At 43.1% G+C, this 14,934-nt stretch carries 11 protein-coding genes; 5 read left to right on the top strand and 6 right to left on the bottom strand.

Features of this window, described 5'->3' with window-relative positions:
* Positions 1–15: 15 nt before the first annotated feature.
* A complete protein-coding gene (locus R7Z50_RS03325; protein WP_017634152.1) occupies positions 16–903 on the bottom strand; it encodes a LysR family transcriptional regulator in 888 nt (295 codons plus the stop codon).
* Between the two features lie 231 nt (positions 904–1,134).
* On the opposite strand from R7Z50_RS03325, the gene R7Z50_RS03320 reads away from it, so the two are divergent.
* Entirely contained in the window at positions 1,135–3,273 is a 2,139-nt protein-coding gene (locus tag R7Z50_RS03320; RefSeq protein WP_033907072.1) for a TonB-dependent hemoglobin/transferrin/lactoferrin family receptor, read from the top strand.
* A 335-nt stretch (positions 3,274–3,608) separates the two neighbouring features.
* On the opposite strand, the gene galE is transcribed toward R7Z50_RS03320, so the two are convergent.
* Entirely contained in the window at positions 3,609–4,625 is a 1,017-nt protein-coding gene (galE, locus tag R7Z50_RS03315) for a UDP-glucose 4-epimerase GalE (protein WP_005376309.1), read from the bottom strand.
* 54 nt (positions 4,626–4,679) lie between these two features.
* Entirely contained in the window at positions 4,680–6,638 is a 1,959-nt protein-coding gene (locus R7Z50_RS03310) for a diguanylate cyclase domain-containing protein (protein WP_318148867.1), read from the bottom strand.
* A gap of 319 nt (positions 6,639–6,957) precedes the next feature.
* On the opposite strand from R7Z50_RS03310, the gene R7Z50_RS03305 reads away from it, so the two are divergent.
* Genes R7Z50_RS03305 through R7Z50_RS03295 form a run of 3 tightly spaced genes read left to right on the top strand, consistent with a single transcriptional unit; the run spans position 6,958 to position 9,328 of the window.
* Positions 6,958–7,713 carry a 5-oxoprolinase subunit PxpA gene (locus R7Z50_RS03305; protein ID WP_005386314.1) on the top strand — a complete coding sequence of 252 codons (756 nt, stop codon included), beginning with the start codon at positions 6,958–6,960 and terminating at the stop codon, positions 7,711–7,713.
* Positions 7,713–8,396, top strand: coding sequence for a 5-oxoprolinase subunit B family protein (locus tag R7Z50_RS03300; protein WP_005386313.1), 684 nt, complete (start codon positions 7,713–7,715; stop codon positions 8,394–8,396). Before R7Z50_RS03305 ends, R7Z50_RS03300 begins: the two co-directional genes overlap by 1 nt.
* The gene (locus tag R7Z50_RS03295; protein ID WP_005376316.1) at positions 8,393–9,328 is read left to right on the top strand and encodes a biotin-dependent carboxyltransferase family protein; all 936 of its coding nucleotides are present in this window, start codon (positions 8,393–8,395) and stop codon (positions 9,326–9,328) included. The genes R7Z50_RS03300 and R7Z50_RS03295 overlap by 4 nt, the downstream gene beginning before the upstream one ends.
* A 28-nt stretch (positions 9,329–9,356) precedes the next feature.
* On the opposite strand, the gene R7Z50_RS03290 is transcribed toward R7Z50_RS03295, so the two are convergent.
* The 3 genes from R7Z50_RS03290 to R7Z50_RS03280 form a co-directional block, all read right to left on the bottom strand.
* Positions 9,357–10,796: an FAD-dependent oxidoreductase gene (locus tag R7Z50_RS03290; RefSeq protein WP_042520863.1), complete on the bottom strand. Its 1,440-nt coding sequence runs from the start codon at positions 10,794–10,796 to the stop codon at positions 9,357–9,359.
* Positions 10,797–11,148: 352 nt separating this feature from the next.
* A complete protein-coding gene (locus tag R7Z50_RS03285) occupies positions 11,149–13,605 on the bottom strand; it encodes an ABC transporter permease (RefSeq protein WP_318148866.1) in 2,457 nt (818 codons plus the stop codon).
* Entirely contained in the window at positions 13,605–14,297 is a 693-nt protein-coding gene (locus R7Z50_RS03280) for an ABC transporter ATP-binding protein (protein WP_047101137.1), read from the bottom strand. The genes R7Z50_RS03285 and R7Z50_RS03280 overlap by 1 nt, the downstream gene beginning before the upstream one ends.
* On the opposite strand from R7Z50_RS03280, the gene tesA reads away from it, so the two are divergent.
* Positions 14,296–14,898 carry a multifunctional acyl-CoA thioesterase I/protease I/lysophospholipase L1 gene (gene tesA, locus R7Z50_RS03275; RefSeq protein WP_005376324.1) on the top strand — a complete coding sequence of 201 codons (603 nt, stop codon included), beginning with the start codon at positions 14,296–14,298 and terminating at the stop codon, positions 14,896–14,898. The genes R7Z50_RS03280 and tesA overlap by 2 nt on opposite strands.
* Positions 14,899–14,934 lie beyond the last annotated feature (36 nt).

The raw sequence follows: 14,934 nt of genomic DNA, 5'->3' as shown, positions 1-14,934 counted from the left end.
GTAAAAGTTACGTTGTTACTTTAGTTTCCAATTCTTTTTTAAGTACTGAATACACCAGGATTTTGCCTCACCCATAGTGTTCCGGCGCCATGCCAAAATAATATCCATCGGCTGTTCTTCAGTGCCTTCGATTCGTTTCAATACACCACTATCAATAAGAGGTTGTGCAATTTGGCTTGGTAATGTACCAATACCTAAACCTGCAGTGAGCGCTTCTACTTTTGCCGTAAAGTTGGTGACGGTCAAGCGAGGCTGTTTTTGAATGATATTAATTGAGAGCGCTGGTTGCTCACGTGCGGTATCTGCAATAGCAATAATCCGATACTTTTCTCGCGCTGCTTCATCAAACTTACCACTACGCTTGTGAACATAGTGATCAGCGGAAGCTACCCAATACATACTCATTTTACCAATTTTTTCTGACTTAACTTCTTGAGGAAGCGTATCCAGTGATGGGCAAATCAGTAAATCAGCTCTCCCCGTATTCAACGACTCCCAGCTACCAGCCAGAATCTCCTCTTGCAGCCTGACTCGAGTTGAGCTGACCTCGGCCAGCGCATCAACCATCGGGAAAAAGTTGGATATAGGAATAATGCCATCGAAGGCAATGGTAATATCCAGTTCCCAGCCATTCGCCAATAACGTTGCATCGTTCACTAACTTTTCACTGGCTTGTAAAATGGCTCTTCCTCTTTCAAGAATAAGCTTACCTGCTTCAGTAAAATGGGCTTTGTGACCAGAGCGATCGAAGATAATAATGTCTAAGTCTTGCTCGAGTTTCTGGATTTGATAGCTCAGCGATGACGGGGCTCTGTCTAACTCATTCGCAGCAGCAGCAAAACTCCCTCTTCGATCAATAGCATCTAGAATATGGAGTGCTTCTAACGTAATTGGACTCTGCACATGGCCTCTCTTAATGTGATATTCATCACATTCGTTGTATTTGGATGAACTTATCAAGAACTAACGACAAATAATATAACATATTGATAACTAAAGACTAGGAATGCTCATAGCCAAAGAAGAAGATTCAATACAAACCAATAAATGACAATGGTAATGATAGTAATTACCATTTAGATCCATTAATATCCGCGTGTTGTTACCTATTATGGATCTAAGGTATTGAAGCCAATGTATAAAAAATCAATTTTGTCAGCCTCCATTTTAGTTGCCCTTTCCCATACTGCTTATGCGGAAGAAGCTTCTAAGTTTGAAGAAGTCGTTGTGTCGGCCACCCGTACCAACCAAACCATAAACACTGTTGCTGCTTCTGTTGCTGTTGTATCAGAGAAAGACATCGAAGAAAACATGGTAAAGGACTTGAATGACCTATTCGAGTATACGCCAGGTGTTACTGTTAATGGCACTCAACGCCAAGGCGTCCAAAGTATTAACATTCGCGGGATGGAAGGTAAACGAGTTAAAATCTTAGTAGACGGTGCATCTCAACCAGGTGTATTCAGCGGTGGACCATATTCGTTTATCAATTCTAGTGCCGTTACTGTCGACCCCGATATGCTAAAGAGTGTCGAAATTGTTAAAGGAGCAGCTTCTAGCCTACATGGTAGTGATGCAATTGGCGGTGTTGTCGCATTCGAAACAAAAGATCCGAAGGATTTCCTCAAAGATGGCAAAGACTTTGGTGGTCAAGCTAAACTCTCTTATTCATCGGAAGATAACTCTTTTAGTGAGCATGTAGCTTTAGCAAAGCGTTTCGGTAGTACAGAAGCACTTGTAGCCTTTACACGCCGTGATGGTGCAGAGCTACAAAATTTCTCTAAGGCGCCTTACGATAACTATTCTGTGGACAACCAAGATTATTACAAAAACGATCTATTGGTAAAACTTCAATCTCAATTGAATGACGCTCATCGCTTGGAGTTTTTGGGAGAAGTTATTTACAACGAGACTGACTCAGAGATCGCACATAAAAGTTACAAAAACTTCAACGCTGAAGACACAACCAAGCAAAATCGCATTGGGCTCAAGCACATTTGGTTTGCAGATGCAGCTATCTCGGATACGATCACGTCCAAGCTTACATGGATTGGTAAAGAAGAAAACGGCGTCTCTAATCGCTTTATCGAAGCTAGCCCTGGTTACCCACCTTACGTACCGCCTAGTGGTGACAACCAACAGAAAAAAGATTACGAATATACTGAAGACAAATTTGAATTCGAAACTCAGTTAGATAAAGAGATTCAAAATCACTATATTGTTTACGGAATATCGTACAAACATAGTGACATCAGTAATACCAATCGCGAGTTTAATTCCGATCCTGGCACGCCAGATACTGTTTACGTTTACACACCGGATGCAAAAGAAGAAAGCTTTGGTTTATTCTTGCAAGATGAAATTTCGCTTCTTAATGACAAGCTAATTCTGACTCCAGGTGTGCGTTACGATTACTTCTCTACTAATCCTTCAAATACTTCTGAAGAGTCATTCGAGAAGTTTAGCGACTCTGCATTAACTGGTCGTTTAGGAGCAACTTACTCTATATCGCAACCAGGCACGATCTTCGCGCAAGTGAGCCAAGGGTTCCGAGCGCCATCGTTCGACGAGCTTTACTACACCTACGATAATCCGGCTCATGGCTATACCAACCGCCCTAACCCAAATTTGGGATCTGAAAAGAGTTTGTCTTATGAGCTTGGTTACCGTCATAACACTGCAGCGTCGGCAACTGAAGTAGCGTTCTACTACAGTGATTACAGTGACTTTATTGAGCAAACGTCATCAAACAATGGTGGTTTAACTGAATTCACAAATATCAATATTAGTGAAGCAAACATTAAAGGGGTTGAGCTCTCTAACCGTCTTGATTGGCATGCCATTGCTGGTCTTCCATCAGGCGTGACAACTCGCTTTGTTGCAGCATACACAGAAGGTGAAGATGGTGATGGTAATCCTTTGAACAGTGTAAACCCATGGAATGCCGTAGCTGCTGTAAATTACGATTCACCAAATGCACTTTGGGGGACAAGCCTAAAAGTAAACTACACGGCTAAGAAATCGAACAGTGATATCAACTCTGATGGTGATAAAGGCGGAATCAAAGACCAAGTTGCTTTGCCGTCTGCGACAGTCGTTGACTTAACGGCGTACTACAAACCAATGAAAGATATAACCATTCGTGCTGGTGTTATGAATCTAACGAATGAAGAATACCATCTTTGGAACGATGTTCGCGGTAAGACTGAGTTAAGTCGAGACAAAACGCAAGCTGAGCGTAATTATAACATTAGTGTTAAATACGAGTTCTAAACCTTAAAAACACAAAAGCCAGCGTAATGCTGGCTTTTTTTATGGCTTTCATTTCAAAAATGTAAAGAAAAGTATGAAAAATGAAAGTTTACTGTTTTGCCATCTCTTTTTTCACCATTACTGCTGCTGCAATGATGAAAGTGATGATCAGACCGAGTTCCATGAACTACCCCAATAGCTATGAGAAAATTTATAACCCAAATTAAGAGTCGGGCATAGTTTAACAGCTCTATATATACTTGCTACCTTTTAACCAGTAATTTACGATTTTTTCCGATTTGGATCAAAAAAGACGCAATCACGCGCCTTTTTGTTACTATTATGTAAATTAAAGATTAGGCATCTGGATAACCTTGAGGGTTAGTAGACTGCCAGCGCCATGTATCGCCAGTCATTTCTTCTAGAGTGCGAGTTGCTTTCCAACCTAACTCATTCATCGCTTTTGATGGATCCGCCCAACACTCTGCAATATCACCTGGACGACGCTCAACAAGTTGGTATGGGACATCTTTACCACTTGCGGCTTCAAATGCTTTCACCATGTCCAGTACACTGTAGCCGTTACCAGTACCGAGGTTATAGATATGAAGGCCAGCTTTGCTACCTACTTTTTCTAATGCAGCAACGTGACCATCAGATAAGTCCATTACATGAATATAATCACGTACGCCTGTGCCATCTTTGGTCGGATAATCACTACCAAACACAGAAAGGAACTCTCTGCGCCCTACCGCAACTTGAGAAACAAACGGCATTAAGTTGTTTGGAATACCTTGAGGATCTTCACCTAGCTCGCCTGTTGGATGTGAACCTACCGGGTTAAAGTAACGAAGAAGTGTAATGCTCCAGTCAGGGTTCGCATTTTGGAAGTCGGTTAAACACTCTTCTACCATTAATTTGCTGCGCCCATATGGGTTAGTTGCGCTAGTTGGAAAGTCCTCTGTGATGGGTACAGATGCAGGATCACCATATACAGTCGCTGATGAACTAAATACCAACGATTTAACTCCGGCTTCACGCATTGCATCAACCAATACTAAAGTGCCATTAACGTTGTTGTCGTAATACTCTAAAGGTTTTGCTACAGACTCACCGACGGCCTTTAAACCTGCAAAATGGATAACAGCTTCAATATTGTGCGACTTTAGTGCTTCTACCATCGCCAATTTATCTCTGATATCGGCTTTAATGAAGGTTGGCTTTACACCACATACCTTTTCAATTCGATCTAATACCGTAGATTTACTGTTGTACAGGTTGTCTAGAATCACTGGCGTCATGCCAGCTTCGATCATTTGAATACACGTATGACTACCGATATAGCCCATACCACCCGTAACGAGTACTTTCATTTTATTATTCCTTCTGACGCGAATTGAGTTAGTTTAAAGCTTTGACGTTACGATTTAAACTGTCTCTTGTAATTCGCATCCCATTAATATTGCTTGGCCTTTTCCGGCTTTCTTTGCTTGATACATTGCCGTATCCGCACTTTTTAAAACTCGAGTAGCATCGCGCTCATTTACGCCGACTAATTTTACGCCGATACTAACGCCAACTTTGAGTAAGTGACCTTTGTACTCAATTGGAGCACATATGCTCTCGAGCAACTGTTCTGCTATTCGGGTGACCACTTTTTGATTGGCGGGATTTACCAACATGACAAATTCATCACCAGAAAGTCTTGCGATTAAATCACTATGTCTCGTCGCAGATGTTAGACGCTCGGAAACTTTTTTCAAAACTTCATCACCTGCATCATGACCGTAGGTATCGTTAACTTCTTTAAATCCATCCAGATCGAGGTACAAAACTGCAAATTCGTCACGCAAGTATCCAGAGCGTTGTACTAGTTGTTCCAACTCTAAATGGAACTTAGATCGATTGGCTAACCCCGTTAAAGCATCGTGATGAGCTAAATGCTCCAATCGTTCCATCTCTTTTGCGCCGGAAAGGTCGGTAAGAACAATAACCAGATCATAGAAACCATAGTCTTCACACTTAACGATACGATTGACTCGAGCAAACATCGGTACAAACTGACCAATATGGTTCTTCTCGATAACTTCACCTTGCCAAACGCCATAATTTTCTATCGACTCGATGATACTAGGCATCATTTCCTGTAACTTGCGCCACTTTAGCGTTTGGATGAATGATTTCCCAATAAGCTGATCCACCTCTAAGCCGACTAACTTAGTGACGGCAGGGTTTGCCATCGTAATGACACCGCGATGATTAAGAACAATGAGACCATCTTGGCTGCTTTCAAAAACACGCCCCGCAACACGTTGCCGGTTTATGGCTTCTTCAATTTCGGTGATATCTTGAATCGAAAACAGTAAGTATTCATGTGTCGAGAGGCGACGACTGGTTAGGCTCAACTGCTGTTCGTTATCTGCATTTTTGAGGTGAATATCATCGCACTCTAGGCCTCGACTCAGGATCTGACTCAGCTCATTCGGTGTTTTGGTTTTAATTAGATCACGAATATTGGCATATTTAAGTTCATCTAATTTTTTTTGAAATATTTGCTGGGTCGCCGTATTACAATGAATAACACGTCCGGAATTGTCGGTAATAACTAATGCATGCTGAACAGATTCGATAACCTCTTCTGAAAATGCGCGCTTTTGTTCTAGTGTGTCTAGCGAATGTTGCCGCTGCTTCTCACGTACTGTTAACCTATTCATCATTTGATTGAAAGAGCGCGCGAGGTCTCCAATTTCATCCTTGGCGTAATAGCGAGCTTGATGTTCCGTGTTTCGTCCGTGTGTCACATTCTCTATTACGCGGTTGAGTTCCATCACGGGCTTGAGAACAAGCCTCTCGATACTTATGTAAAAAACAGTGCCACCAGCGATCAGAAACAGAAGAAGTAAAGCGCCATCTTGAAGTGAAGATTGTATGGCTTCTACAATTGGGCGATGAGAAAGCGTAACTCTCATGCTACCAATGACATAGCCATCATGGATAATCGGCTCTAGAACATAAAGAAATTTGGTTGATAAGGCATAGCCTAGAGCGTGCAACCTACTTCTTTCGGTTTGACTGGGAACGGGTGCTAGTGCCCCACTTATCTCCATAACAGCGAATGGTTGGTCATCTTGGTCGTAAAGTTTGACCCGCGTTACATTTGGCTGGTTTAAAAAGTTGGCGAGAATAGTTTGAGCTTTTTGCTTGTCCTTTGTTGTCAGCGCATCTTTAATTGAGAAAGAAACATTGTTAATCAGCTTTCTTGTCTGCTCGACCAGTTCATGCTTAGACGATTGGTATACAGTATACGAGGTGTAACCTTTTGAGATAACAAAGATAGCCGTTAAAAAGACCAGAAGAGGCCAAATAAGCTTCGCTCGTAATGACATATATATTCCTGTCGCAGACAACCACAAAAATGACAGAAGAACCATTATGCAATCTATCACCCATGAAGGGCGACAAGATTAACACGATGCTAATGCAAAATAACCTTAAATTCTCAAAAATTGGATGGAAAAGAAACGAAATACCTCAAAATTCGGATCAACTCAAATAACGGCAACATCTTTATGGACTAACGTGATCTTTTTCGTCACCTATCTGCTCAAAAAGCCTCGTTTTCATGATAGAAGAATGAAGTGAGTCACTGAACCTAGATGCATTTTCCTGCATCGTAAACCCATTGCTTGTGTAGAAATAAAACGTATGACATTGAATAAACAGCAACTTACATTGAACTGTGATATGGGCGAGAGCTTTGGCTCTTGGAGTATGGGCGCAGATGAAGACGTGATGCCCCATGTTGATATGGCGAACATCGCGTGTGGTTTTCATGCCTCCGACCCTAATGTCATGCACGACACTATCACCCTAGCGAATGACAACGATGTTGATATTGGCGCACACCCAGGTTACGCCGACCTACAAGGCTTTGGCAGACGAAGCATAAGCATGACGGGTGATGAAATTACGAACATGGTTATATATCAGGTTGGTGCTTTACAAGCATTATGCCGGGCGCAATACACAGACATCAGTTACATAAAGCCTCATGGTGCTCTATACAACGACATGATGAAAAGTGATGCGATATTTAGAGCGGTAGTAAAGGCGGCAGCACTGTTCAAAGTACCGTTAATGATCCTAGCTTCACAGGAAAACGAAAAATACTTAGAAATCGCAGACGATTATGATGTTCCCTTGCTATTTGAAGCATTTGCAGATCGTTTATACCAAGATGACGGCTTACTGACTCCTAGAACACAGCCCAATGCCGTGTTAAAAAGCGAGCACGCGATACTTGAGCAAGTCCGGACCTTAGCTGACTCTGGGCGTGTCAAAACCGCTTCAGGCGGTTACATATTATTGGAAGCCGACACAATTTGTGTTCATGGTGACAATGAAGAGTCGATCGCGCTGATCCAAAAGATCCGCCAAAGCCTATACGCTGGAGGAAATTAATGCATAAAGAGAAATTTAATATCTCTTTGATCTCCGAGTGCAGTATTTTCATTAAGTTTGATGAGAGTATTTCTGAAAATGCAGTCGGAGAGCTTGCTCGCAGCATAAGAGAAACTTTCGCTTCAATTGTTATGAACGTTGTCCCCTCCTATCAAACTATTCTCATTGATTACTTACCTTTTCGAATCAACGAAAAGAACTTAGTCAATGAGCTGCAACAAATCGTGAGCCAGTTTGATACTCAATCACTTAAGCTTTCCCAGCCGAATCACATTACTATCCCTGTATATTACTCTGAAGAAACCGCGTTAGATCTATCTCGTTTTCAAAAGCGAGGTCTGTCATTAGACGATCTTATTACCCTGCATACGAAAACCGAGTACGCGGTTTCTGCAATTGGCTTTGCTCCAGGCTTTGCATTTCTCTCTGACGTTGATACTCAATTGCACATGGCAAGGCTTGCCACACCAAGAACTCAAGTGCCGGCCGGAAGTGTAGGAATCGCAGACTCTAAAACGGCCGTCTATCCATCAGATAGTCCTGGCGGATGGAACATTATTGGTAAAAGCCCGCTTGCGCTCTTCTCCGACTCTCCTCCTTTTATACCGTTTGAAGTGGGTGACAAGGTCACCTTTAATGCTATTTCAAAACAAGAGTTTATCGATTTAGGAGGCGTACTATGAGTTACGGTGGATTACTGGTGGAAAAGCCAGGACCGCTCTCTTTAGTTCAAGACTTTGGTCGTTTTGGCTTAGCGCATGTCGGTGTGACTCAAGGTGGCCCGGTCGACGACTATGCTTACAGTTGGGCCAACCATTTGCTTGGTAACGTAGTCAATTGCGTTGCGATTGAAATTACTCTGGGTAACGCTTGTTTTATTGCATTGCATAACTGCCACCTTGCTATATGTGGCGGTGACTTAAATGCGAAAATAGATGGTGAACCTATTTCAAATTGGTCTGACTTTACGTTGAAAAAAGGACAGAAGCTTCAGTTCGGAGTCGCAAGGAATGGACTTCGCTCCTACCTAGCGGTTAAAGGTGGATTCAATGTTGCTCAGCACTTAGGAAGCGCATCGACCGTCTTGCGAGAATCTCTAGGTGGTTATGATTCAAATGGTGGCGCTTTGAAAGCTGGTGATATTCTTCCCTTTGTCCCTCATAACTTACCGAAACGTAAACCAAGGCAAATGACGTTTCGCTTTAAGCCAGATTACAACTTACCCATTAAGCTGAGAGTGATTGAAGGCTATCAGAACGAGGACTTTGATGAAGACGCTCGCCAAGCATTTTATAACAAAGCATTCATCATCTCCCCAAATTCGAATCGCATGGGCTACCGTCTTGAGGGCAATAACATTCGTCCACCTTACGAAGGCGTCCTATCAGAGGGAATTGCATTAGGTTCAATTCAAGTACCTAGCGATGGTAACCCTATTGTGCTGCTCAACGATCACCAGACTATTGGCGGGTATCCTAAATTTGGCTGCGTAGCTCGTATTGACTTACCTAGACTGGCACAGGCGAAACCCGGACAAAAAGTCAATTTTGTGAAAGGAGATAGACTAGGCTTGCAAGAAGTATGGTGCCAATGGGCTCAGTTTTTTGGGTATTAATACAACCACTGAGCCCAAACACAGCCGATTATGCAGGCATACCATAACGCACTGCTAAAGCTTGTGGATAGCCTCGCTCTTGAGTGAGTTTAATCGCGTACTGCTCGACCTCTTGTTCAGACCACTTCACAGCGACCGGATGCTGTGTTTCCACATTTTGGTTAGGATCGATGTCAAACCAGAATTGAAGCATTTTTTGCGCTGCGAGTAGTGTCGATGACGCTTTTACCACCTCTATTCTCGCGTAGTGGTTATCTTCAAAAGTCACATCTGCCGCTCTGAGTACTGGGTCTGTTCCGGGAATTTGCTGAGCGCCAAATAATGCTTTTCCTCCTTTTACAGCAGAGTGATAGTCGGGAATGAACTGTGCCATGTGTTTGATGGCGTTGTTCGTTCGCTCTTCTAACACTTCTTCTCTCCAGCCGTTACGGATCTTCGAGAGTAAAGGCATAGGCAGTTCAGGTTGAGCAGATGAGTTCGTGCTCTCCACTAAACCATCTTCAAACAGCGTGATTCCTTTTGTCATACCATGAAGTTGAAAGTAACCATCGCCATAAGGCGTCAATTGAGCCATTCCTTTATCGGTTCCACGCGGGCCATGAAAAATAACTTCTGGCCATTGTTGTTGACAGTCTGCCCACCTCGTAACGTAAGCGGCTTTAAACTCCACCAACCTGTCACGCTTGGCACCAACTGTGTTGTCAATTGAGCCTGTTTCAAAGCCACACGCGTTAACCAAGTAGTCGCATGTCATAAGGTAATCGATACCTTCACGTTCATAGCCAAGTTGCCAGTGTTCCCCCATCCAATCGGCTTGCTTAAACGTTGCTTGTGTGAAGACCGAAGCATTAGGAAGCGTATCTAGTGTTAAGTTGGCAATTGCGGCGAGGCGAAAAACACTCCAACCATATTCTTGAACTGCGACAACAGGATACTTTAGCGCTTCAAGATCAGCATGTTGAGCAAAAGGAATGCACCACTCATCGAAGTTTGTAGGATGACTTGGTTGAGTACGTTGCGCGAGAGCTTCTAGCTCCGCTTTTGAATACAGTTTGTAGTATTCGCTTGGCTCGCCGAGCACTTTATTACTCTCATCTTTATCAACGAGCGTCTGATAAGCACTTTTCACAACCTCTAATCGCGGAACTAGTGTGGATGGGTCTCCACCATCGGAATGAGGAACCGCGATGATTGTCGGACGAATATTCAGTGAAAGCGGATACAGGCGAACAGTATCGATAGATTGTGCTAACAAGTCTAAGCATTGTTGCTCGGAAATCTCTCGATATAAATTACCACCAGCATGCAAATGACAAATGGGTGGACCATTTACTAGTGATACGCCCTTCTCTATTACGGAAACTTTAAAACCCAGCTCCGCAAAATGAATTGCTGCTGTTGCACCTGCTACACCGCCACCAACAACAGCGATATGCTTATCTTTATAACTTGGAAACTCAGACTTCATTGCTTCACTAAAAATTTTATAAGGAAAATTCTTTACTAACGGTGGATTCTACTCGTGTTTGGACTTGATTAAAATCACAAAAAGTTCATGGGTTTGCGAAATATCCAACAGCGCCTGTAAAGTGCATTAAAGTAGAAAAAATTTGCGAAAAAGTACTTGACGACATGGTTAAGAAGACACTTTTTTGTGTCTATGTGAATAAGAATTTCACTGTAAGACCCATGGCGCAAAGCCTGCAGAAACACCCCACTTTTTACCCCATTTAGTTATCCCAAAAGTTATCCACTGTTTTTGTGGATAACTAAAATAAAAGTGTCATGGAGTGTTCCAAACTTGATAACACTCGCTGCGATTAAGTGTTTACTGGCGTTAACAATCTTTTCAACAAACTCATCACTACAAGTGCCAACGTAACAAATGTTACAAGCGGTAAAGCTATCCACAATTCGGGGTGAATTTGTACATTGAGATCGAATCCATATGTCATGACTGCGGCCACACAAACTTCCGCAGCGAATACCGCAACACCACTAGCAATCAACGCCATAATTCCGTACTCGGCCCACAGGGTTGTGTTGATCCGTTTCTTACTTGAACCTAATGTGCGATACAAACGAATCTCTTGTTGACGTTGGGACAAGCTTAACCTCAGTAGAGTAAAGATGAGCAGCAGACCAGCAACAACGCCTAAAAGAGCAAGGATGGTGATTGCTGATACGATTTGCTGAATCAAAGCCTGAATTTTCTCGCCCATAGTTCGGATATCTAAAACAGAGACCGTTGGGTGAGCACGTGACATTGACGTCAACAACGCTTCATTTCCTTCTTCAATCCTATAACTGATGAGGTAAGAACCAGGTAAATTAGCCATCACGTCAGATGAGAAAATAAAATAAAAGTTAGGCTTCATGTCACGCCATTCGACATAACGGATGGTATCTACTACTGCATCGTAATTCTGACTGTTTATTACAAAGCGCAGCGTATCACCGAGTTTGATGCCTAAGTCATTTGCTACATCCGCTTCTACAGATACACTCCCTTTGTTTGTCCATTCACCCGAAAGCACATCATTATATTCTGGTAGGCTGTCTCCCCATGTCAGGTTTAGCTCTCGACGTATCGCGTCAGAACCTTCTCCTTCGTACTCAACCTCTTTGACGTTTTGACCGTTGATCTCTGTTAGTCGTCCACGAATTATTGGATAAGCTTGGGACCGCGTAACTCCATTTTTATCTAGGGTTTCTAGGTAGTTATCGAGCTCATAATCACCAATGTTTAAAGCGAACACATTTGGCGCGTCTGCAGGTAAGGTTCTCTCCCAATCAGCGAGAATATCGCTGCGCACAAGCCAAATGATAGACAGCAACATCAAAGATAATGCCAAAGCACCAAACTGTAGACCGCTGGTTACTGGCGTCCGGTTGATACGACTCAACGCAAGCTTCATTGCAGAATGGGTTGACATACGTGCAAACAGCTTTGTGAGTGTGACGCTAACTGCTGCGAGTACCACAAACAGTACCGCTATACCAGTGAGCACGATCCAAACTAAGGTGTTATCAGCATACAGTAAAAGTAATGGAACAACGGGAACTAGAACAAGTAACATTCGCTTCCAAGAACGTTGCGCTTTGCCCTGCTGTAGCACTTCTAACGCGGGAGTTTTAATCAAGCCTAACAATGGTATACCGAGAGCGGGCACCGTAATCAAGACTGCTGAGATAAATGCCACCAAAAATGGTGTGACGCCGTAACTAGGGAGTGGATCGGGTAATAAGTCTTTGAGTGGAATGCGTAATAAATACTCCAGCCCGCTCCCTAGCAGTAGGCCGACGACACTGGCACTAATGAGAAGGATTGTGACTTGAATAAATAACCACTTTTCAATCCATCGGCGGCTCGCACCAAGACTTTTCAACATCGCAATAGTTTGTGTCCGGCTGTTCACGTAATTTTGACAAGTAAGAACCAATGTTGTCGCCGCCATAATGATGACAATTGCTACGGTCAAAGACAGATACTGCGTCGTACGTTCAAAAACCTCATTACTACGACTGGCAGTATCTTGCGTGCGCCAGCGATCGCTCGGAGAAAGCCGCGTATCATCTTGTAAGCTCTTTAGTGTTTTATCATCGGCTTGTAAAAACAGACGGTATTGAACTCGGCTCCCAACTTGAATTGCTCCTGTTTTATCTACGTCACTTTGATGAATGTATGCAGAAGGCATTTGCTGAAATGGATTAAAGCTCAAGCCAGGTTCCATCAATACTGCGCCTGATACAGTAAACTCGGCATCGCCTATCGTGACACTGTCACCTGACTTTACGCTTAGTTGAGTCATAATCCGTTCATCAAGCCAGAGTTGGTTCTCTTTAACGCGACCGGCTGGATTATTTTCAAGAACGAGCTCTCCCATTAAAGGGTAATTATCATCCACCGCCCTTACAGAAATAAGCTGCATACCATTATCGCTAAATGCCATAGTGGCAAAGCGTGTCATCGTCGAACGGTCAAGACTTTCAGTCGAGGCTAACAACGTGTCCGGAATGGGATTAGCAGACACAAACACCGCATCTGCCGTTAATGCGTCCTTCCCCTGCTTGACGATCACCTGCTCCATTCGTTCTGCTAATGCAGAAAGCGCAAAGATACTCGCAATCACGAGAATAAGAGCAACGCTAATAGGCCAAAGATTCCCCTGCCTTATTTCGCCGAAACTCCAGCGTATCAAACTTTTATTCGACGAGTGCTGTGATGTACTGTTTTGCTCTGTGGATGTTGCTTCACTTGATGATACTGCAGACATTACATCTCCTCCTTAAGCTCACCCGCCTCCATACGATAAATACGGTCACATCGGCTTGCTAGATGACCATCGTGTGTTACTAAAATCAGAGTTGTCCCGTGCTGTTCATTAAGATCGAATAGCAGCTCAATCACTTTGTCTGCGGTTTGATGGTCAAGATTGCCGGTAGGTTCGTCTGCGAACAACAGTTCAGGTTGTGTCATAAATGCGCGCGCTAGTGCAACTCGCTGTTGTTCACCACCAGATAACTGGCTTGGTAGATGGTCGACACGTTTTTCCAATCCAACAGCAGCTAATAATTCCGCTGCTCTTGCTTCATCTTCGGCTTCACCACGTAAAAGACAAGGAAGTGTGACATTACGTAATGCACTCAAACTCGGGATTAACAGGAAACTTTGGAAAACGAAACCTAAAGAGTCAGCGCGAATTTTCGCACGTGCTTCATCGTCCAGTTTTGATAATTCATGACCTAATAAAGTAATTTCGCCTGATGTCGGCGTATCAAGACCAGCTAGCAACGTCATCAATGTTGACTTACCTGCACCGGAAGTTCCGACGATGGCGATTTTTTCTCCTTTTCGGATGTCAACATTTACGTCTTTGAGGATTGTTAATTGTTCTTGATTAGTAGAGACTTGTTTAGAAACCAAATTGGCTTGAACAATAGGTGCATTAAGTACAGGTGTTTGCATGATTCGTATACTTTCCTTAGTTCTATTTTTTTGTTTTTCCGCTACTGCACATGCGAGCGAAAAGCTACTTGTCTTGGGTGATAGCTTGAGTGCAGGCTATCAGATGCCGATCGAAGAGAGTTGGCCTAGCTTACTCCCTGATGCGTTGTCAGAACATGGTCAAGATGTAACAGTTATTAATGCCAGCATTTCTGGCGATACCACTGGCAATGGCTTAGCACGGTTACCTCAGTTGCTAACTCAGCATAGCCCTGACATGGTACTTATTGAGTTAGGTGCCAACGATGGCCTAAGAGGTTTCCCTCCTAAACTTATTACGTCGAATCTTTCAAAAATGATTACCATGATAAAAGATTCTGGTGCGGACGTTGTCATGATGCAAATTCGGGTTCCGCCTAATTATGGTAAGCGCTATAGCGATATGTTTTACGATATCTACCCTAAGCTTGCACAGCATCAACAAGTTGCCTTGATGCCATTCTTCTTAGAGCATGTTGTCACCAAACCAGAATGGATGATGGATGATGGCCTTCACCCAAAACCAGATGCACAACCTTGGATCGCTGATTTCGTTGCTCAAGAATTAATTAAACATCTCTAATTTTAATGGTCTAGCTCAATAAGTTTTACGTAACTT

The sequence above is a fragment of the Vibrio sp. 1249-1 genome, assembly GCF_033340495.1.
This window is presented reverse-complemented; position numbering and strand designations above follow the sequence as displayed.